Here is a 16,867-nt window from a genome sequence, read left to right on the forward strand (position 1 = left end):
AGCCGGGCGGCTGGACCGGGTCGCCGCTGGAGAGGTTCCGCCCATGACCGCCATCTTCCCCTTCACCATGCGCCCGGCGCCCGTGCTCGCCGCGGCCCTGCTCGTGCTCTCCGCCTGCGGACCGCAGGCGGGCGAGGGCGGCGAGGGGACTGGCGCGGGCGCGCAGCGCAGCCCGGTCGCCTACGCCTTCACCGATCTGGAGCCGATGGGCGAGGACGACGCGATCGCCGCCGAGGTCGGGGCCACGGCGATCTACGTCTCCGACGTGCGCCGCGAGGCGGCGGCGCAGGAGCTCGTCGAGGACCCCGCCGCGCTCACCTCCGCCGATCCGGCGTTCCAGCAGGTGCTCTCCGAGCTCATCGAGCAGCGCCTGCTCGCACTGGAAGCGCGCCGGCAGGAACTCGATGCGGACCCGGAAGCGCGCCGGCGCCTGGCCGCTGCCGAGGAGCGCATCCTCGGCAATATCCTGGTGGAGACCGCGGTGTCGCGCTCGGTGAGCGAGGAGGCCATCCGGCGCGTCTACGAGGAACAGGTCCGCCTCATCCCTCCCACCGAGGAGGTGCGCGCGCGCCACATTCTCGTCGCCACGCGCGAGGAGGCCGAGGAGGTCGCGCGCCTGCTGTCGGAGGGCGAGGACTTCGCCACGCTCGCCGCGCAGGTCAGCGAGGACCCCGCCACCCGGTTCGAGGGCGGCGATCTGGGGTATTTCACGCGCGAGGGCATCCTGCCCGCCTTCGCCTCGGTGGCGTTCGAGACGCCGGTAGGGCAGGTTTCCGAGCCTTTCGAGACCGAGTTCGGCTGGCACGTTCTCACCGTCGTCGACCGGCGCAACCAGCCGCGCCCGAGCCTGGAAGAGATGCGCCCGCGCATCGTGCGCTTCCTCACGCTGGAGGGCATCCAGAGCCTGCTCGACGAGATCCGCGAGACCTATCCGGTCACCCGGGTCGCCGCCCCGGCGCCGCAGGAATTGCGTGCCGTCCCCGAGGTCGACAGGCCCGAGGACCTACCCGGCGAATCCGGGCCCGATGTCGATCTGCCCGCCGACCCGGGTTAACCAAGGCGAAACCCTGTTTGCCCGCAAGCGCTTCACGCAAGGCCGCGACCCATGCATGCTGAGACCCGGAATATCCTGCTCGTGAGCGCCTGCGCCCTGCTCGACACCGACGGGCGTGTGCTGATCACGCGAAGGCCCGAAGGCAAGGCGATGGCCGGCCTGTGGGAATTCCCCGGGGGGAAGGTCGAGCCCGGCGAAACCCCCGAACGAGCCGTGGTGCGCGAACTGCGCGAGGAACTGGGAGTGGAGCCGTGCGAGCGTTGCCTGCAGCCATTCGCCTTCGCCTCCCATCCGCTCGACGGCGGAGGCCATCTGCTGATGCCGCTCTATGTCTGCCGCAAGTGGGACGGCTTCCCCGATCCGAAGGAGGGCCAGGCGATCGCCTGGGTGCGCACCGGCGAGCTGAAGGACTACCCCATGCCGCCGGCCGACATTCCGCTGGCAGCGGAGCTGCGCGACCGGCTCACCGGAGCGCGCGTGCTCGACTGAACGCCTTCCTCGCCGACGAGCGCGCGGCCACCAGCATCGAATACGCCCTGATCGCCTCGATCGTCTCGATCGCGATCGTCACCGCGGTGACCTCGATCGGGGGCACGCTGACGGGCTGGGCCTGGGACGTCGTCGCAGGTTTCAACCAGTAACTAGCCGCCCGCCTTCTCGCCGGCGCTCCGCTCGCTCACCCCGAGCGCCTCGGCCAGGCGCACCTGCGCGCTGCCGGGCCGCTTCGGCTTCGGCTGATCGGGATGCGGGGCCCACCCTGCCGCATGGATGATCTCGAACGTGGCGGGCATCTTGCCGTCGGCTTCGGCGAACGTCTCCGCATAGATCTCGGCCGTGCGCACGAAGAAGGATTTCGCTACCGGTGTCCTCGGCCGGTCCTTCAGGGCGCTCGTCTCGCCCATCTTCCTCAGATCGCGCATCAGCGCGAAGGCATTGGGGTAGCGCGCCTTGACGCGGTCCACGTCGCTGACCGGCATGGCAAAGCCCGCCCGTGCCAGGAGACCTGCCATGTCCACCGTGTCCGCGAAGGGGGAGACGCGGGGGCTGACCCCGCCCTTCAGCTCGCCCTCGGCCGCCATCAGGGACTGGCGCAGCTCGGTGAGCGTCGCGCCCCCGAAGAGGGCGCAGGCGAAGAAGCCGTCGGGCTTCAGGGCCCGGTTGATCTGGATGAGGGCGCCGACGAGATCGTTGGTCCAGTGCAGCGAGAGGCAGGAAAGCACGAGATCGACGCTCTCCTCGGCGATCGGGAGATGCTCCTCGTCGAGCGCGACGCCGGACCAGGCGCTCCGCGCCGCCAGCGCCGGGGAGAGATCGGCCTCGATGACCCGGCCGAGCTTGCCCGCCGCGTCCGGGCGCGCCTTCAGCGCCCGGCCCAGCGCACCGCCCCCGCCCAGCATCAGGCAGGTGTCGAAATCGCGCGTGACGGCCGTCAGCCGGTCGACCAGGTCCTCGGCCGCCCTTGCGTGCAGGAAGTCGAAGGCGTCAAACTCGCCCGCGGCGCGCTCGCGCCGGCGTTTGAGGAGCGTGCGGTCGAACAGGACGGGCGGGCCGCCCGCCGCCGCCTCGGCCGGCTGGCGCGGCGCTGGGGAGGCTGGATGTGTCTCGGTCATGGGCCCGATATGGGCTGAACGTGCTCGAAAGAAAAGCGGCGGGGGCGGCGCGCTGGCTCGCCGATCTGGTCTGGCCGCCGCTCTCGGCCCTGTCGAACGCGCCGGTCGGCCGGCCCGGCGAACTCACGCCGCAGGACTGGTCGAAGATCGTCTTTCTCGAGGCGCCGTGGTGCAGCGCCTGCGGGGTGCCTTTTCCCTATCCGGCGGGCGAGGGGGCCCTGTGCGGCGCGTGCGCGGCGCGGGCCCCGGTCTATTCGAGGGCGCGATCGGCCTTCGTCTACGACGCCCAGAGCCGCACGCTCGTCTTGTCGCTGAAGCATGGCGGGCGCACCGACGCGCTGGCCGCGTTCGGGCCGTGGATGGCCCGGGCCGGAGCGGAGTGCCTCGCAGGGGCCGATGTCCTACTCCCCGTGCCGCTGCATCCGCGCCGCCTGCGCCAGCGCCGCTTCAACCAGTCCTTCCTGCTGGCCCGTGCCGTGTCGCGCGCGAGCGGCGTTCCGCTCGATGCCCACGTCCTCAGGCGCATGCGCGCCACACCGAGCCAGGGCGGGCTCTCGGCCAAGGGGCGCGCGCGCAACGTCGCGGGCGCGTTCGCGGTGCGCGAGGCGGCGAAGGCGGGCGTGAAGGGTCGGCGCTTCGTGCTGGTCGACGACGTTTTCACCACCGGCGCGACGCTGGAGGCCTGCGCGCGGGCGCTGAAGCGGGCCGGTGCCGAAGATGTGAGCGCGATCACGCTGTCACGCGTTGTTAAGCCGGTCGATCCTCTTAAATAAGGTCGACATGGAAATTGCGCCGGCTCCGCGCCGGGCGCCCCGCCACTTACGGAGACCCGAGCCGCTCATGGCCAAAGTCACGATCTACACCCGCCCGATGTGCCCCTACTGCGTGCGCGCGGTGCAGCTGTTGAAGCAGAAGGGCGTCGATTTCGAGGAGATCGATGCCGGCTTCGACCGCCTGAAGAAGGAGGAGATGGTCTCCCGGGCGAACGGCGCGCGCACCTTCCCGCAGATCTTCGTCGGCGAGACCCATGTGGGTGGCTGCGACGACATGTTCGCGCTCGAACGCCGGGGCGAGTTCGACGCGCTTCTGCAACGCGAAGGCGCCAGATGAGCCGCGTGAAGGTCGCCCTCATCCAGATGCGCTCGGGCACCGACCCCGAACGCAATCTCGACGACGCGGAGGCCATGATCCGCGAGGCGGCGGGCCAGGGCGCGAAATTCGTGCTGACGCCCGAGACCACCAATCTCGTCCAGAAGGATACCCAAAGGCTCTTCGAGACGCTGAAGAGCCCGGTCGAGGATCCGGCCCCGATCCGCTTCGCCCGGCTCGCCGAGGCGCTGAAGATCGATCTCCTGGCCGGGAGCTTCGCCCTGCTGGGCGCCGACGGGCGGGCGGTCAACCGCTCGCACCTGTTCGGGCCGGACGGGGAGGTGAAGGCGCTCTACGACAAGATCCACATGTTCGACGTCGAGATCGGCGGGGGCGAGAGCTGGAAGGAGTCGGCCAATTACAAGCCGGGCGACCGCGCCGCCATCGCCGATGCGGCGGGCATGAAGGTCGGGCTCTCCATCTGCTACGATCTCAGATTCCCCTATCTCTACAGGCGCCTGGCCCAGGCCGGCGCGCTCGCGCTGACGGTGCCGAGCGCCTTCACCCGGCCCACCGGGCGCGCGCACTGGGAGGTGCTGCTGCGCGCGCGCGCGATCGAGACCGGCTCCTGGGTGCTCGCCCCGGCCCAGGGCGGCCGCCACGAGGACGGGCGCAAGACCTGGGGGCACTCGATGGTCGTCGGGCCGTGGGGCGAGGTTGTCGGGGCCCTATCCGGCGACGACCCGGGCATTCTCTATGCGGAGATCGACGCGGAGGAGGCGCTCGAGGCGCGCCGGCGCATTCCCGCCCTGAGCCATGACCGCGAGATCACCGGTCCGGGAAAGCCGGCATGATCCGCTACGCCCTCCAGTGTGCCGAAGAGCACCGCTTCGAGGCCTGGTTCTCCTCCTCTTCCGACTACGACCGGCAGGCCGAGGCCGGCCTCGTCGAGTGTCCGCATTGCGGCTCGCTCGAGGTTCGAAAGCAGGTCATGGCCCCGGCGATCGCAAGGGGGGAGAGGCGCGAGACGATGGCTGCGGGCGGGCCGCAGGGGCTTGGCGATTTCGAGACGCTCGCGCGCAAGGTCCAGGCCCATATCCGGAACAATTTCGACTATGTCGGACCCGACTTCGCAAACGAGGCCCGCGCCATGCATGCCGGGGACAAGCCGGAGCGCCTGATCTACGGCGAGGCCACCCGCGAGGAGAGCGAGAAGCTCGCCGAGGACGGCATCCCCTGCGCCCCGCTGCCCGCCCCGTTCGCCCCGGTCCCGCCGAAGAAGGCGAACTGATCACGCGTAGGCGTAGGGTCCGCCGCGCTGCAGGGCGGCCTGGTAGGCCTCGCGGGCGTGGACGCGTTCCAGGAAGCTCCTGATCGCGGGCCTGCCCGACAGGTCGGCGCGCGTGCTCGCGGCCTCGAGCGGGAAGCTCATCATGATGTCGGCGAGAGTGAAGTGCTGGCCGGCGAACCAGCCGGTCTCTTCCAGGCTCTTTTCCCAGTAGTCCACATGCTCGGCCACCCGCGGATCGACGAAGCCGTCCATCGTCTTGTTCGCCACCGCCCTGACCACCGGCTTCATGACGAAGGGCGCGTTCTCCGGCAGGCGCGAGAAGACGAGCTTGAGCAGCAGCGGCGTCATCGCCGAGCCCTCGGCATAGTGCAGCCAGTAGGTGACGGCGCGCGCATCGGGCGTGCCCCGCTCCGGCATCAGCGGACCGGCGCCGTGGGCCTCCAGGATGTATTCGAAGATCGCCCCGGTCTCGGCCACCGTCACACCGTTCTCGGTGATCACAGGGCTCTTGCCGAGCGGGTGGACCTCGTAGAGGTCCTTCGGCGCGAGCATCGTGCGCTTGTCGCGCTCGTAGCGCTTGACCTCGTAGGGGATCTGCAGCTCCTCGAGGAGCCAGAGCACGCGCTGCGAGCGCGAGTTTTCCAGGTGATGCACGGTGATCATGAAGGCCTCCCTGTGCGTCCAAGCTAGGCCGGGCGGGGGCAAAAGCAAAACCCCCGGCGCCGGGGCCGGAGAGCGGTCTCAACGCAGTCGCTGCATGCCGGGTCCGAAGCCCGGCGCAGGCCGGGCGGTGAAGCCGTGGCGTTCGTAAAAGGCCTCAGCCCCCTGCGCGCACATCAGCATGATCCGGGCGCCGGGAAACCCCGCCTCGGCCCGTTCGATGAGCCGTTTTGCGATCGCGTCGCCGATTCCGCGTCCTCGCCATGCCGGACTGACGATCATATCTTGCATGTACAGATAGAGTCCGTCTCCCACGATCCGGCCGAAGCCTACGATCTCTGCGTCGCTGTCCTTGGCCGTACAGGCCAGGAGCGACCGCTCGAGAGCCTGCCGGGCAAGCTCCGGTGAAATCTCTCCCCAGCCACAGGCGGCGCGAAATGCGCTGAACGAGGCGGGTGGCGGACTGTCGTCTGTGAGGACAATGCCGGGGATCCGCACTGCTTTTCTCTCCATGAGAATTGGGTAACACTGCGTGGATCCCGTCAGACTGGCAAGAAAACCCCCGGCGCCGGGCCGGGGGTTTGATCCTTTCGAGTCGGCGATGTGCTCCCGCGCCTGCGGGGGAGCAAACCGCGGCGCGGGTGACGGCGTCTACTGCATACGCTCCAGCGCCACCGCCGTGGCTTCGCCGCCGCCGATGCACAGCGAGGCGACGCCCTTCTTCAGGTCGTGGGCTTCCATGGCGGCCAGCAGGGTCACCATGATGCGCGCGCCCGAGGCGCCGATCGGGTGGCCGAGCGCACAGGCGCCGCCGTTCACGTTGATGATCTCGTGGGACAGGCCGAGTTCCTTGATGGCGATCATCGGCACCACGGCGAACGCCTCGTTGATCTCCCACAGATCGACGTCCTTCGTCGACCAGCCGGCCTTTTCCAGCACCTTCCTCATCGCGGGGACCGGCGCGGTGGTGAAGTATTTCGGCTCGTGCGCGTGGGCGGCGGTTGCGGTGATCTTGGCGATCGGCTTCAGGCCGCGGCGCTCGGCCTCGGACAGGCGCATCATGACGAGCGCGGCCGCGCCGTCGGAGATGGCGGACGCGTTCGCGGCGGTCACCGTGCCGTCCTTGGAGAAGGCCGGGCGCAGCTGCGGGATCTTCTCCGGCTTGGCGCGGCGGGGCAGCTCGTCGGTGTCGATCGTCACGTCGCCGCCCTTGGTGGAGATCGTGATCGGGGTGATCTCGCGCTTGAAGCCGCCGTTCTCGTTCGCCTTCTGGGCCCGCTTCAGGGTCTCGATGGCGTAGGCGTCCTGGTCCTCGCGGGTGAACTGGTGCTCGCTCGCGATCATGTCGGCATACACGCCCATCGCCTTCTTCTCGTAGGCGTCTTCCAGCCCGTCCTGGGCCATGTGGTCCTTGACCATGTCGTGGCCGTACTTGAAGCCGGTGCGGTGGTTCGCCAGCAGGTGCGGGGCGTTGGTCATGGATTCCATGCCGCCCGCCACGATCACGCTGGCGTCGCCGGCGTGGATCGCGGCGCGGCCCATGATCGCGGCCTGCATGCCCGAGCCGCACATCTTGTTCAGCGTCGTGGCCTCGACGGACTTGGGCAGGCCGGCCTTGATCGCGGCCTGGCGGGCCGGGGCCTGGCCCTGACCGGCGCCGAGCACGTTGCCCATGTAGATCATGTCGACATCGTCGCCGGCGACGCCGGCCTCGGCGAGGGCGGCCTTGACCGCCTCGGCGCCGAGTTCGTTGGCCGACAGGGGGGCGAGCTCGCCCAGGAGGCCGCCCATCGGCGTGCGGGCCATGCCCACGATGACAATCGGATCGTCGCTCATGCGTACATCTCCTTGGAGGAAGGATGGTATCGATGTGAAAGCCGTCGCCTCGGGGGCGGCCCTCGGATAGGATCGGGCGCCAGATGAGACCTTTATACCGCACTGCGTCAAGAGCGCTCGCATCTGCGAAAGAGCGGCTGACGCGCTGGCCGGGACGGCGTAACTGGCGCGAAGTCCTTGCGCTGGCGGTACTCTTCACGATCGCGGCCGGGCTGACGGCGCGCCTGTCACCGGGGCTTCGCGCAACGCTCGGCGATGACCCGCCGGCCCTGCCCGGGCTCGCCGGCGTGATGCTCGCCGCCTTCCTCATTCCCGCCCTCGGCGAGGAGCTGGTCTTTCGCGGGCTGCTCCAGCCCGCGCGCCTGAAGGGTTTCCGCGGCCATGCCGCGAGCAGCGCGAGCCTTGCCGCCTTCGTGGCCTGGCATCCTGTTCAGGTCTGGCTCGGCCTGCCTCATGCGCAGCCCGTCTTCCTCAGCCCGGACTTTCTCTGGCTGGCCGGCCTGCTCGGGCTCTTCACCACGTTCAGCGTGCACCGCTCGGGCAGCTTGTGGCCCGCGGTCCTCCTGCACTGGTTTGCCGTCCTGCTGTGGAAGCTCGCAGGCGGATAACTCCAGAACTTGAATTCCGTAAAAATAAAACCTTTACGAGTGGTAGGCTTCGAGTTCTAATACGCGCCAAAGTTTTATTGGTGGCGCATGATCAACCTCAAGGAATTCATACAGGCCGTGCAGGACGCGGTGGTGGATGCAGCCCACACGGTTCGCGAGCACAATCTGCAGCTCGCCTACAAGGCCTTCGACATCATCCCGCCCAAGCCGCCCGAACCCGACGAGGAGGATGAGCCCGAGGGCGAGCCGCCCCCGGATGGACGGCCTCGCGGGTTGACCGTGCGCTCGCCCGACCGCGCCCAGGCCGGCCGCCGCGGCGGCAAGGGCGGGCGCGGCGGCAAGGGCGGGCGCGGCGGACGCGGCGGAGAGGGCGAACCTGCGCCGGAAGGTCCCCCGATTCTGACGCCGAAGCTGGTCGCGTTCCAGTTTCCCGTCGACACCCCCGACGGGCCGGGCGTGCACACCGCCTACGTGCCCATCGCGAGCCTCATGGGAACGCAGAATTTCGAGATCACGGAGTTCAAGCTGAACCTGAAGGTCTCGGTGGCGGAGACACGCGACAAGGGCGTGATGCTCTCGCTCGGAGGCCCGGCGCGCAAGCGCGCTGCCAGGGCCGGAGAGGCCGAGAGCGAGCCCGAGATCGAGATGGGGACGATCGAGGTCGTCATCAAAAGTACCCAGCCGCCAGGCGGCTATTACGAACTCATCCAGGGTTATGACCGGGCCTTGAGGGCCGATATCCCGGGCTGAGGCCGATCCGCCGGGTGGGCGGTGCGCCATGACTGACGAAGGAGATGTTTATGGCAATGAACGACGAACTGGTCTCGATGGCCCAGGCCTTCACCGGCCTTCCGATGCGCGACCTGATCGGCGGCCCGCTTATGGCGGCCACCGAGGCGAACAACCAGATGGTGATGACGCAGACGCGGTACATGCTGGACACCGGCTTCAACCGGATCGAGGTCGAGGGCACCGACCCCAAGCAGTACCGCTATGACCCGATCATGGTGAACCTGAAGCTGCGCCGTCCGGTCGTCAGCGAGACCGTCAAGGAAGACGGCACGACCGAGGTCAAGGTCGATACCGTCGAGACCGATGTCGAGGTGCCGATCCTGACCCTGATGCCGATCCCCACGCTGGGGGTGGACGAGGTCGACATCAGCTTCGACATGGAGGTGAAGTCCAGCTACGGCTCGACCCAGTCCACCTCCCAGGACAGGTCCCTGGCGGCGGAATCGAGCTTCGAGGCCAAGCTTGGCTACGGTCCGTTCTCGGTCTCGATCAAGGGCTCGGTGGCCTACAGCGAGAAGAGCTCGGCTTCCAGCGAGGTCACGCGCAGCGCGTCCAACTCGGCCAAGTACCACGTTCAGGTCCACGCCTCCCAGCAGGACATTCCGCGCGGGCTCGATCTGATCCTGAAGGCCTACTCGGAGAATATCGGCCCGTTCACCCTGCCCAAGGAGAAGGAGAAGCAGGCCGCCTGATCCCCCTTCGATGCGGGCGCGCAATCGACCCGGGAGGCGCAGGCCTTCCGGGTTTCGCGTTCCAGGGGGAGGGCGGTCAGATCCCGGCGCGCGCGCGGATCGTCTGCGGCGTCTCGCCGGCCTCGCGCAGGGCTCGCAGCGTCAGCGACCGGTCGCGCTTGGCGAAGCGTCGGCCCTCCTCGTCCAGCAGCAGCCGGTGGTGGCGGTATCGGGGGGCGGGCCAGTCCATCAGCGCCTGGATCAGGGCGTGGACATGGGTGGCGAAGAACAGGTCCTGGCCGCGGATGACGTGGGTGATGCCCTGCAGCGCGTCGTCATGGGTGCAGGCGAGATGGTAGCTCGTGCCCACATCCTTGCGCCCCAGGATCACGTCGCCGAGCGTTTCCGGCCGCGCCGCCACCTCGCCATGCTCGCCCTCCGGGCCCTCGCCCTCCTCGATGAAGGACAGCCGGTCGAAGCGCGCGCCGAGATGCTCGCGGCAGGCGCGCATGGACAGGCGCCAGGCGAAGGCCTCCCCGGCGGCGAGGCGCGCCTCTTCCTCCTCTTCGCTCATCGGTTCTGCAGGACCGGGATAGATCACGCCCTCCGGGCCTTCGCCGGGGTGATGGGGGGCCCGCCCGATCTCCTCGGCGATCTCCCTGCGGGTCTTGAAGCAGCGATAGACGAGGCCGCGCGAGGCGAGGCTCTCCAGCACCCGGGCGTACTCGGGAAAATGCGCGCTCTGGCGGCGCACCGGGCTCTCCCACCCGAGGCCCAGCCAGGCAAGGTCCTCGACGATCGCCGCCTCGAATTCCGGCTTGCAGCGGGCGAGGTCGATATCCTCGATGCGCAGGAGGAAGCGCCCGCCCGCCGCCCGCGCCGCCTCGTAGGCGGTGAGTGCGGAAAAGGCGTGGCCGAGATGCAGCAGCCCGGTCGGGGAGGGGGCGAAGCGGGTGATGAAGTCGCTCATGGCTCCCCTGCTAGCACCGGCTGCGCGCGGGGCGAAGCGATGGCTTCAATCCTTCGGCGCGGGGCCTATGATCGCGGCGAACCGCAACGGCAGGGCACGTACATTTATGATCCTCATCGACGGACCGCGCATCGCGCCGAAGACCGGCACGGCGAAGAAGCTGGTGATCCTGTTCCACGGCTACGGCTCGAACGGGGCCGATCTCGCCGGGCTGGCGCAAGCCTGGGCGCCCGACTTCCCCGACGTCGCCTGGGCCTCGCCCAACGCGATCGAACAGGTGCCGGGCTATCCCGGCGGCTACCAGTGGTTCCCGATCTCGCGGCTCGATCCGGCCCTGATGGAGGCCGGCGTGCGCCAGGCGGGCCCGGCCGCGCAGCACTTCATCAATTCGGAACTCAAGCGCTGGAACCTCGCCGAGAAGGACCTCGTCCTCGTGGGGTTCTCGCAGGGCACGATGATGGCGCTGCACTGCGGGCTGCGGCGCGACGAGACCCCGGCCGGGATCATCGGCTATTCCGGCGCGCTCGCCGGCCCGGAACGGCTGAAGCAGGAGATCAGCGCCAGGCCGCCCGTGCTCCTGATTCACGGCGACCGCGACGATGTGCTGCCCCCGGCGATGACGCTGATGGCCGCCCAGGGCCTGTGCGCGGCCGGTGCGGGGGCGGAGTTCCACTTCTCGCCCGGCCTGCCGCACTCGATCGGGCCGGACGGGCTGGAACTTGGCGCGCGCTTCATGAAGGCGGCCTTCGCCGGGCGGTATGCGCAATAGAACCCGGCGTCCGCCGGCCGCGTCCCGCCGAATGCCGGCCGCACTTGAAATCGGCCTAGATGCATGTTTTCCCGAACTGTTACGCGGCTGTCACAGCGGCGACACATGGAGTACTATACAGTCCGGCCCGAATACCGGGCCCTCAAGTGATTCGTTTTTGCGAGTCAGGGCTTTGACCGAAGGAGGCGCGTCTTCACGACGGTGCTTGCATACCGGGACCAGGCCAGCGCCCCGCAGCGGGGCGCGGCGGCGGTCTCGCCCTGGCGGGGGAGGCGGTGATGACGATGAACGTCTCCCGGATCGCCCCGCAGGACCTGCGCTGCCTCGTGCTGAACGCGGACTACCAGCCGCTTTCCTACTACCCCCTGTCGACCTGGCCCTGGCAGGAAGCGATCAAGGCGGTCTTCCTGGAACGCGTCGACATCGTGTCCGAATACGACCGGGCCATCCGCTCGCCGAGCTTCGAGATGAAGGCGCCCTCGGTCGTGGCGCTGCGCGACTATGTCAGCCAGGACCGCCCGCCGGCCTTCACCCGGTTCAACGTCTTCCTGCGCGACGGCTTCACATGCCAGTATTGCGGCACGAACAAGCTCGACATGCTCACCTTCGATCACGTCGTGCCGCGCTCGCGCGGCGGACAGACGAGCTGGGAGAACATCGTCGCGGCCTGCGCTCCGTGCAACCTGAAGAAGGGTGGCAAGCTGCCGCGCGAGGCCGGCATGCCGCTGCTGAAGCCCGCCGAGCGCCCGAGCATGCACCAGCTGCAGGCGACCGGGCGCCGCTTCCCGCCGAAATACCTGCACGAGAGCTGGCTGGATTATCTCTACTGGGATGTCGAGCTGGAGGCTTGAGACAGCTCCCTCCTGCCCCTTGATGGGGGAGGGGGCAGGCGCGCAGCACCAGACGAGGGGGTGGCTCCAGCTCGCACTGCCGGGAACCTGCGCTCGTCACCCCCTCTGTCCCGGCTCTTCGAGTTGGGACAGCTTTCCCATCAAGGGGGGAGCGGGGGACCCAAGGATCACCGCTTGATGAACGACTGCCCCATGCCCCGACGCCCCACCATCGCGCTTGCCTACGATTTCGACGGCACGCTCTCGCCCGGCTCCATGCAGGAGCATTCCTTCATTCCCGAGATCGGCGAGGACAAGGAGACCTTCTGGCAGCGCTCGAACGAGGAGGCGGCCAGGCTCGGTGCGGACCGCACGCTGATCTACATGCACCACATGGTCCGCGCGGCCGAGAACGCGGACAAGCCTTTCACCCGCGCCGATATCCGCCGCCACGGGGAGAGCGTGAGCTTCTTTCCCGGGGTGGAGGACTGGTTCGGCCGCATCCGCGCCTATGGCGATGAGAGGGGGCTGGAGGTCACCCATTTCATCATCTCCTCGGGGCTGCGCGAGATGATCCTGGGCACCGCGATCGGGGACAAGGTGACGGACGTCTTCGCCTGCGATTTCAAGTACGACGCCAACCAGGTGCCGGTCTGGCCGGCGCTGGCGGTGAACTACACCACGAAGACGCAATTCCTCTTCCGCATCAACAAGTGGGCGCTCGATCTTTCAGACGACCGTGCGGTCAATGCCTACACGCCCGAGGACGAGCGCCCGGTCCCCTTCCGCAACATGATCTTCCTCGGCGACGGGGAGACCGACGTGCCCTGCATGCGCACGGTCAAGGCGAGCGGCGGGGTCTCCATCGCCGTCTATGCGCCGGGCGACGAGAAGGGCGAACGGACCGCACAGGGCCTCATCGCCCAGAACCGCGTCCATGCCGCGCGCATCGCCGACTACACCGAAGGCTCTGCGCTCGACGGCTACGTGAAGGCGGCGATCGACCGCATGGCGGCGGTGGAGAAGTTGAAGGCGCTGGAGGGGTAGCGCTTCCTTTCTTCGTCCCTCTCCCCTGTCATGGCCCCGCTTGACCGGGCCACCCATGTCTTTCCGGTGACGAGAGGTCCGGCGTCGACGTTCACGCCTGGGTCGCCCGGTCTGTGCTTCGCACGGCCGGAGGATGACAGTGGGGGTTCACATCTTCTCCGTCACCCGGATCGCCACGCGGCATCCCGCCTTGATCAGGCCGGACAGCAGCGGATAGCCGAACGCGTCCTTCGCGCCTTCCTCGACCGCGGTGTCCTTGTGGGCGATTTCCTCCTCGCGGAAGCGGTCGAAGGTGGCGGCCAGCTCGCTCTCGCCCATCGCGGTGAGTTCCTCCACCTGGTCGGCGTAATGACCCTCGATCACGCTCTCGACCGCCTCGGTGCAGGCGTGGGCGGCCTTCTCTCCCATCAGGGCGGTGGCCGCGCCGAGCGCGTAGCCGGCGAGATTGGTCAGCGGGGCGAGGACGGTGGGGCGCACGCCGCGTTCCATCAGCAGGGAGTCGAAGGCGTCGAGATGGTGCTGCTCGTCGGCTTCCATGTGGCGCAGCTGGCCGGCGATGCGCGCCTTTTTCGGCAGCTTTCCGAACACGGCGAGCTGGCCGCGATAGATCTGCACCGCGCCGTACTCGCCGGCATGGTCGACGCGGATCATCTCCTCCACGCGGCGCGGATTGTTCACCGTGCCTGGGCGCCTCACGCGGCGGCGGGTAAATCCGGTCTCGGCCATGGCTTAGAGCTCCGTATTGCGGAAGGCGCTGGCGAAGGACATGGCGCCAAGCGCGGCGGAGATGATCGCGTTCCAGCCGGCCATGGAGATGCCGAGCAGCGACCAGGCGATCTCGTCGCAGAGCACCACATTGGTGCGCTCGCTCAGCGCCGCGTTGAGCTCGGCAAGGCTGATCGCCCCGCCGCCCGACGCGGTGCAGCTCGCCGGCCCGGCCCACAGCCCGTACTCGATCCCGGCATGGGTGACGCCCCAGTAGAGGCTGACGAGGAAGAGGAGGCCGAGGATCCAGCTCAGCAGGCGCGAGACCCGCCGCACCGCGCCGCTGATCTGGATGGCGGCGAAGCTCGCCAGCCCGAAGGCGAGCGCGGCGGCGTGGGCCCAGCGCTGGGTGATGCACAGCGGGCAGGGCGGCAGGCCGCCGAGATGCTCGAAGGCGAAGGCGCCGGCGAGCAGGGCGCCGGAGGCGAGGGCGCCCAGGAGCGGCCAGCGGGCCGGGTGCAGGACGAGGTCGATGATGCGTGTCGCGGTCATGGCCGGACTATAGGCCGTCCCGCTCGGGGCTGGCGAGGGGCGTCCTGCCGCAGGTCACGGGCTCGTGACGCCTCAGGCGCCGCGCTCCATGCCCAGCAGGGAGTAGATGAAGTCCTTCAGCACGCCGGCGAACGCCTCGCCCAGGATCAGGAAGCCGGCGGTCAGGATCGCGATCCACACGAGGCCGAGCACGAGGCCGGCCAGCACCAGCAGCCCGTCGCGCGTGATCAGCCCCAGCGAGGCGATCGCGATGGCGATGCCGGGGGTGGAATTGGTCAGCGGCAGCGGTACGAGGATCGAGGCGCAGAACAGGATGAAGACCGCGCCGACCGCCTGTTCGGCGCGCGGACCGGAGAGCCAGACGAGGCGCGGTCGGGCGAGGGCCTCGAGCCAGCCGAACCATTTGCGCGCGCCCCTCGCCATGCGGGCGAGGTCGGCCTTCGCGATCATGCGGGCCTTGAAGCGGGCCGGCAGCCAGGGCTCGGCCCGGCCGATCGCCATCTGGAGGCTGAGCGCCATCATCGGCAGGGCGACGATCTGCGGTACGCCGTAGAGGAAGGGAATGCACACCGGAATCGCGAGCGCGAACAGGACGACGCCGAAGGCCCGCTCGCCGAGCCCCTCCATGAAGTCGATCAGCCTGAGCCCGCCCTCCGGCGCGGCGGCATGGATCGCTTCCAGCGCCGCGACGAGCCCGCCATGGGGCAGGACGTCCTCGTCGATCGGATCCTGGTAGTCGCTCATCGAGTCTCCCGCTGCCCGGTTCGCGCGGGACCCTAGGCATGCGCCGCGGGGGCGTAAAGGCGCACCGTCACAGACGCTCCGCGAGGATGCGCTTCAGCGCCTCGGCGTTGTTCTTCTCCCGGTCCTTGGCGGCGTAGAGCAGGGTGACGTCGCCGTCCCGGGCGAGATCCTTCAGCGTTTCCAGCGCTTCCTCGGCCTCCTCGGACGGCTCGTCGAGCTCGGCGCGGTAGGCCTCGACGAAGTCCTCGAAATCCTCGCCGCTGCCGTGATAGCGCTTCCTGAGATCGTGGCTCGGTGCGAGCTCCTTCAGCCAGTAGTCGATCCTGGCGTCCTCCTTCTTGATGCCGCGCGGCCAGAGCCGGTCGACGAGCACGCGCGTTCCGTCCTCCTCGCTGGCCTCGTCGTAGATGCGCTTGGTGGTGAGGGTCATGGACGGGGCTCCAGGATCAGAAGGGTCGAGCTGCCGTGCGCGCAGATCCGGCCACGCGAATCGCTCAGTCTGGCCTCGGCCGTGATGACGCGGCGGCCGGCGGCGACGACGCGGGCGTCGCAGCGCAGCGCGCCCGCGTCCGCGGCGATCGGGGCGGTGAAGTTCACCTTGGTCTCGACTGTGGTATAGCCCGAGCCGGCCGGCAAGAGCGTGTGGCCGGCGCAGCCCGCCGCGCTGTCGATCAGCGTCATCGCCCATCCCCCGTGGACCCCGCCCATCGGGTTGAGCAGGGCCGAACCGGTCTCGCCCGTGAACACGGCCTGACCAGTGCCGGCCTCTGTCAGGCGGAAGTTCAGGATCTCGCAGATCGGCGGATGGGGCAGCCGGCCCTCGATGATCGCGTGGAGAAATTCGAGCCCGGTGAGGCCCGCGGCCTCCTTCGGCTCGGCCAGACCGTACCGGTACGACGCGGATGCCATGTCCATTTCCTTGGATATACATATATTGTATATGCATAAACCCATGACCGATGACTCGCAAGATGCTCCCGCGCCGGGCGGGCTGATCGAGGCGGCGCGCGCCGTGCGCTCCGACCCGGGTGCGCGCCTGCGCCGGCTGGCGCGGGCTTGGGAGCGCTCGCTCGACGCCGCCATCGCGCCGTCCGGGCTCACCAGTGCGCAGTTCACGCTGATGGCGCTGGTGGCCGGCGCACGCGACGACCGGATCGGCGCGATCGCGCAGCAGGCCGGACTCGATCCCTCCACCCTCTCGCGCACGCTCGCGGGTCTCGAACGCGCCGGTCTTCTCGAGATCACAACGGTCGAGCGCGACCGGCGCCGGCGGGCCGCCTGGCTGACCGAGACGGGGCTGCGCTGGCTTGCACAAGCCCTGCCGCTCTGGCGCGAGGCCCATCGGGACTGGGAGCAGGAGACGCCCGAGATCGACATGCTTCTGGACAGGCTGACGCCTGGTCCCGACTAGTTCGCCGGCTCGGCCGGGCCCGTGCCGCACAGCGCCCCTTTTGCGCCGCGCGAAGCCGTGAGATAGAAAACCTCCACCGGTACGCGGGCGTGGCGGAACTGGTAGACGCAGGGGACTCAAAATCCCCCGGCCGCAAGGCCTTGTCGGTTCGAGTCCGACCGCCCGTACCAGCCTACGCTCGCTGCGCGAGCTTCGGCCAGGCAAGCCCCGGAATCGCAGTTTCGCGCA

Annotated in this window: 24 protein-coding genes and 1 tRNA gene; 15 read left to right on the plus strand and 10 right to left on the minus strand. The window is 69.1% G+C overall.

The window, feature by feature from the left end; all coding sequences use genetic code 11:
• The first annotated feature begins 43 nt into the window (after positions 1-43).
• Genes JW792_RS16395 through JW792_RS17290 form a run of 3 tightly spaced genes read left to right on the plus strand, consistent with a single transcriptional unit; the run spans position 44 to position 1,695 of the window.
• A complete protein-coding gene (locus JW792_RS16395) occupies positions 44-1,054 on the plus strand; it encodes a peptidylprolyl isomerase (protein WP_241095000.1) in 1,011 nt (336 codons plus the stop codon).
• Between the two features lie 51 nt (positions 1,055-1,105).
• Positions 1,106-1,543 carry a (deoxy)nucleoside triphosphate pyrophosphohydrolase gene (locus tag JW792_RS16400; protein ID WP_135994731.1) on the plus strand — a complete coding sequence of 146 codons (438 nt, stop codon included), beginning with the start codon at positions 1,106-1,108 and terminating at the stop codon, positions 1,541-1,543.
• 50 nt (positions 1,544-1,593) lie between these two features.
• Positions 1,594-1,695, plus strand: a complete 102-nt coding sequence (locus JW792_RS17290; protein ID WP_420871281.1) for a hypothetical protein — start codon at positions 1,594-1,596, stop codon at positions 1,693-1,695.
• Here JW792_RS17290 and JW792_RS16410 read toward each other — a convergent pair whose 3' ends face one another.
• Positions 1,696-2,664 (minus strand): methyltransferase domain-containing protein, encoded by a 969-nt coding sequence (locus JW792_RS16410; RefSeq protein WP_135994730.1) that lies wholly within the window; start codon positions 2,662-2,664, stop codon positions 1,696-1,698.
• A gap of 20 nt (positions 2,665-2,684) precedes the next feature.
• On the opposite strand from JW792_RS16410, the gene JW792_RS16415 reads away from it, so the two are divergent.
• The 4 genes from JW792_RS16415 to JW792_RS16430 all read left to right on the plus strand — a co-directional run bounded on the left by JW792_RS16415 (position 2,685) and on the right by JW792_RS16430 (position 5,044).
• The gene (locus JW792_RS16415; RefSeq protein WP_241095001.1) at positions 2,685-3,437 is read left to right on the plus strand and encodes a ComF family protein; all 753 of its coding nucleotides are present in this window, start codon (positions 2,685-2,687) and stop codon (positions 3,435-3,437) included.
• Positions 3,438-3,504: 67 nt separating this feature from the next.
• Positions 3,505-3,774 carry a glutaredoxin 3 gene (grxC, locus tag JW792_RS16420; RefSeq protein WP_135994729.1) on the plus strand — a complete coding sequence of 90 codons (270 nt, stop codon included), beginning with the start codon at positions 3,505-3,507 and terminating at the stop codon, positions 3,772-3,774.
• A complete protein-coding gene (locus JW792_RS16425; RefSeq protein WP_135994728.1) occupies positions 3,771-4,607 on the plus strand; it encodes a carbon-nitrogen hydrolase family protein in 837 nt (278 codons plus the stop codon). Before grxC ends, JW792_RS16425 begins: the two co-directional genes overlap by 4 nt.
• Positions 4,604-5,044 (plus strand): DUF1178 family protein, encoded by a 441-nt coding sequence (locus JW792_RS16430; RefSeq protein WP_135994727.1) that lies wholly within the window; start codon positions 4,604-4,606, stop codon positions 5,042-5,044. The genes JW792_RS16425 and JW792_RS16430 overlap by 4 nt, the downstream gene beginning before the upstream one ends.
• On the opposite strand, the gene JW792_RS16435 is transcribed toward JW792_RS16430, so the two are convergent.
• From JW792_RS16435 to JW792_RS16445, 3 genes are all read right to left on the minus strand, one after another.
• Positions 5,045-5,707: a glutathione S-transferase family protein gene (locus JW792_RS16435; protein WP_135994726.1), complete on the minus strand. Its 663-nt coding sequence runs from the start codon at positions 5,705-5,707 to the stop codon at positions 5,045-5,047.
• Between the two features lie 78 nt (positions 5,708-5,785).
• A complete protein-coding gene (locus JW792_RS16440; RefSeq protein ID WP_158291527.1) occupies positions 5,786-6,202 on the minus strand; it encodes a GNAT family N-acetyltransferase in 417 nt (138 codons plus the stop codon).
• 153 nt (positions 6,203-6,355) lie between these two features.
• Positions 6,356-7,540, minus strand: coding sequence for a thiolase family protein (locus JW792_RS16445; protein WP_135994724.1), 1,185 nt, complete (start codon positions 7,538-7,540; stop codon positions 6,356-6,358).
• Positions 7,541-7,623: 83 nt separating this feature from the next.
• Here JW792_RS16445 and JW792_RS16450 point away from each other — a divergent pair, with 83 nt between their 5' ends.
• The 3 genes from JW792_RS16450 to JW792_RS16460 all read left to right on the plus strand — a co-directional run bounded on the left by JW792_RS16450 (position 7,624) and on the right by JW792_RS16460 (position 9,632).
• Positions 7,624-8,148, plus strand: coding sequence for a CPBP family glutamic-type intramembrane protease (locus JW792_RS16450; RefSeq protein WP_135994723.1), 525 nt, complete (start codon positions 7,624-7,626; stop codon positions 8,146-8,148).
• An 87-nt stretch (positions 8,149-8,235) separates the two neighbouring features.
• Positions 8,236-8,898, plus strand: coding sequence for a hypothetical protein (locus JW792_RS16455; protein WP_192900954.1), 663 nt, complete (start codon positions 8,236-8,238; stop codon positions 8,896-8,898).
• Between the two features lie 56 nt (positions 8,899-8,954).
• On the plus strand, positions 8,955-9,632 hold the full coding sequence (locus tag JW792_RS16460; protein WP_158291526.1) for a DUF2589 domain-containing protein: 678 nt from the start codon (positions 8,955-8,957) through the stop codon (positions 9,630-9,632).
• Positions 9,633-9,708: 76 nt separating this feature from the next.
• On the opposite strand, the gene gluQRS is transcribed toward JW792_RS16460, so the two are convergent.
• The gene (gluQRS, locus tag JW792_RS16465; protein WP_135994721.1) at positions 9,709-10,581 is read right to left on the minus strand and encodes a tRNA glutamyl-Q(34) synthetase GluQRS; all 873 of its coding nucleotides are present in this window, start codon (positions 10,579-10,581) and stop codon (positions 9,709-9,711) included.
• 106 nt (positions 10,582-10,687) lie between these two features.
• Between gluQRS and JW792_RS16470 the strand changes: the two genes are divergently transcribed.
• The 3 genes from JW792_RS16470 to JW792_RS16480 all read left to right on the plus strand — a co-directional run bounded on the left by JW792_RS16470 (position 10,688) and on the right by JW792_RS16480 (position 13,227).
• Positions 10,688-11,350 carry an alpha/beta hydrolase gene (locus tag JW792_RS16470; protein ID WP_135994720.1) on the plus strand — a complete coding sequence of 221 codons (663 nt, stop codon included), beginning with the start codon at positions 10,688-10,690 and terminating at the stop codon, positions 11,348-11,350.
• Positions 11,351-11,634: 284 nt separating this feature from the next.
• Entirely contained in the window at positions 11,635-12,201 is a 567-nt protein-coding gene (locus tag JW792_RS16475) for an HNH endonuclease (RefSeq protein ID WP_135995258.1), read from the plus strand.
• 192 nt (positions 12,202-12,393) lie between these two features.
• Positions 12,394-13,227, plus strand: coding sequence for an HAD family hydrolase (locus tag JW792_RS16480; RefSeq protein WP_135994719.1), 834 nt, complete (start codon positions 12,394-12,396; stop codon positions 13,225-13,227).
• A gap of 147 nt (positions 13,228-13,374) precedes the next feature.
• Here JW792_RS16480 and JW792_RS16485 read toward each other — a convergent pair whose 3' ends face one another.
• The 5 genes from JW792_RS16485 to JW792_RS16505 all read right to left on the minus strand — a co-directional run bounded on the left by JW792_RS16485 (position 13,375) and on the right by JW792_RS16505 (position 16,137).
• Positions 13,375-13,953 carry a demethoxyubiquinone hydroxylase family protein gene (locus JW792_RS16485; RefSeq protein ID WP_135994718.1) on the minus strand — a complete coding sequence of 193 codons (579 nt, stop codon included), beginning with the start codon at positions 13,951-13,953 and terminating at the stop codon, positions 13,375-13,377.
• A 3-nt stretch (positions 13,954-13,956) separates the two neighbouring features.
• Positions 13,957-14,484: a disulfide bond formation protein B gene (locus JW792_RS16490; RefSeq protein WP_135994717.1), complete on the minus strand. Its 528-nt coding sequence runs from the start codon at positions 14,482-14,484 to the stop codon at positions 13,957-13,959.
• A 72-nt stretch (positions 14,485-14,556) separates the two neighbouring features.
• Positions 14,557-15,228 (minus strand): exopolysaccharide biosynthesis protein, encoded by a 672-nt coding sequence (locus JW792_RS16495; RefSeq protein ID WP_135994716.1) that lies wholly within the window; start codon positions 15,226-15,228, stop codon positions 14,557-14,559.
• Between the two features lie 67 nt (positions 15,229-15,295).
• Complete coding sequence (locus tag JW792_RS16500; RefSeq protein WP_135994715.1) at positions 15,296-15,658, minus strand: DUF488 domain-containing protein; 363 nt, start codon at positions 15,656-15,658, stop codon at positions 15,296-15,298.
• Complete coding sequence (locus JW792_RS16505; RefSeq protein ID WP_135994714.1) at positions 15,655-16,137, minus strand: PaaI family thioesterase; 483 nt, start codon at positions 16,135-16,137, stop codon at positions 15,655-15,657. Before JW792_RS16505 ends, JW792_RS16500 begins: the two co-directional genes overlap by 4 nt.
• 43 nt (positions 16,138-16,180) lie before the next feature.
• On the opposite strand from JW792_RS16505, the gene JW792_RS16510 reads away from it, so the two are divergent.
• Positions 16,181-16,639: a MarR family winged helix-turn-helix transcriptional regulator gene (locus JW792_RS16510; RefSeq protein ID WP_158291525.1), complete on the plus strand. Its 459-nt coding sequence runs from the start codon at positions 16,181-16,183 to the stop codon at positions 16,637-16,639.
• Positions 16,640-16,722: 83 nt separating this feature from the next.
• A tRNA-Leu gene (locus tag JW792_RS16515) sits at positions 16,723-16,809 on the plus strand.
• Positions 16,810-16,867: the final 58 nt, after the last annotated feature.

Source organism: Marinicauda algicola, from assembly GCF_017161425.1.
Lineage (GTDB): Bacteria > Pseudomonadota > Alphaproteobacteria > Caulobacterales > Maricaulaceae > Marinicauda > Marinicauda algicola.

Bases quoted from the DNA above. Each gene is read 5' to 3' on its own strand.
- gluQRS (WP_135994721.1), bottom strand. From the start codon at position 10,581: ATGAGCGACTTCATCACCCGCTTCGCCCCCTCCCCGACCGGGCTGCTG.
- JW792_RS16480 (WP_135994719.1), top strand. From the start codon at position 12,394: ATGCCCCGACGCCCCACCATCGCGCTTGCCTACGATTTCGACGGCACG.
- JW792_RS16430 (WP_135994727.1), top strand. From the start codon at position 4,604: ATGATCCGCTACGCCCTCCAGTGTGCCGAAGAGCACCGCTTCGAGGCC.
- JW792_RS16470 (WP_135994720.1), top strand. From the start codon at position 10,688: ATGATCCTCATCGACGGACCGCGCATCGCGCCGAAGACCGGCACGGCG.
- JW792_RS16485 (WP_135994718.1), bottom strand. From the start codon at position 13,953: ATGGCCGAGACCGGATTTACCCGCCGCCGCGTGAGGCGCCCAGGCACG.
- JW792_RS16505 (WP_135994714.1), bottom strand. From the start codon at position 16,137: ATGGCATCCGCGTCGTACCGGTACGGTCTGGCCGAGCCGAAGGAGGCC.
- JW792_RS16445 (WP_135994724.1), bottom strand. From the start codon at position 7,540: ATGAGCGACGATCCGATTGTCATCGTGGGCATGGCCCGCACGCCGATG.
- JW792_RS16400 (WP_135994731.1), top strand. From the start codon at position 1,106: ATGCATGCTGAGACCCGGAATATCCTGCTCGTGAGCGCCTGCGCCCTG.
- JW792_RS16425 (WP_135994728.1), top strand. From the start codon at position 3,771: ATGAGCCGCGTGAAGGTCGCCCTCATCCAGATGCGCTCGGGCACCGAC.
- JW792_RS16410 (WP_135994730.1), bottom strand. From the start codon at position 2,664: ATGACCGAGACACATCCAGCCTCCCCAGCGCCGCGCCAGCCGGCCGAG.
- JW792_RS16460 (WP_158291526.1), top strand. From the start codon at position 8,955: ATGAACGACGAACTGGTCTCGATGGCCCAGGCCTTCACCGGCCTTCCG.
- JW792_RS16475 (WP_135995258.1), top strand. From the start codon at position 11,635: ATGAACGTCTCCCGGATCGCCCCGCAGGACCTGCGCTGCCTCGTGCTG.
- JW792_RS16500 (WP_135994715.1), bottom strand. From the start codon at position 15,658: ATGACCCTCACCACCAAGCGCATCTACGACGAGGCCAGCGAGGAGGAC.
- JW792_RS16495 (WP_135994716.1), bottom strand. From the start codon at position 15,228: ATGAGCGACTACCAGGATCCGATCGACGAGGACGTCCTGCCCCATGGC.
- JW792_RS16395 (WP_241095000.1), top strand. From the start codon at position 44: ATGACCGCCATCTTCCCCTTCACCATGCGCCCGGCGCCCGTGCTCGCC.
- JW792_RS16510 (WP_158291525.1), top strand. From the start codon at position 16,181: ATGACCGATGACTCGCAAGATGCTCCCGCGCCGGGCGGGCTGATCGAG.
- JW792_RS16450 (WP_135994723.1), top strand. From the start codon at position 7,624: ATGAGACCTTTATACCGCACTGCGTCAAGAGCGCTCGCATCTGCGAAA.
- JW792_RS16435 (WP_135994726.1), bottom strand. From the start codon at position 5,707: ATGATCACCGTGCATCACCTGGAAAACTCGCGCTCGCAGCGCGTGCTC.
- JW792_RS16490 (WP_135994717.1), bottom strand. From the start codon at position 14,484: ATGACCGCGACACGCATCATCGACCTCGTCCTGCACCCGGCCCGCTGG.
- JW792_RS16455 (WP_192900954.1), top strand. From the start codon at position 8,236: ATGATCAACCTCAAGGAATTCATACAGGCCGTGCAGGACGCGGTGGTG.
- grxC (WP_135994729.1), top strand. From the start codon at position 3,505: ATGGCCAAAGTCACGATCTACACCCGCCCGATGTGCCCCTACTGCGTG.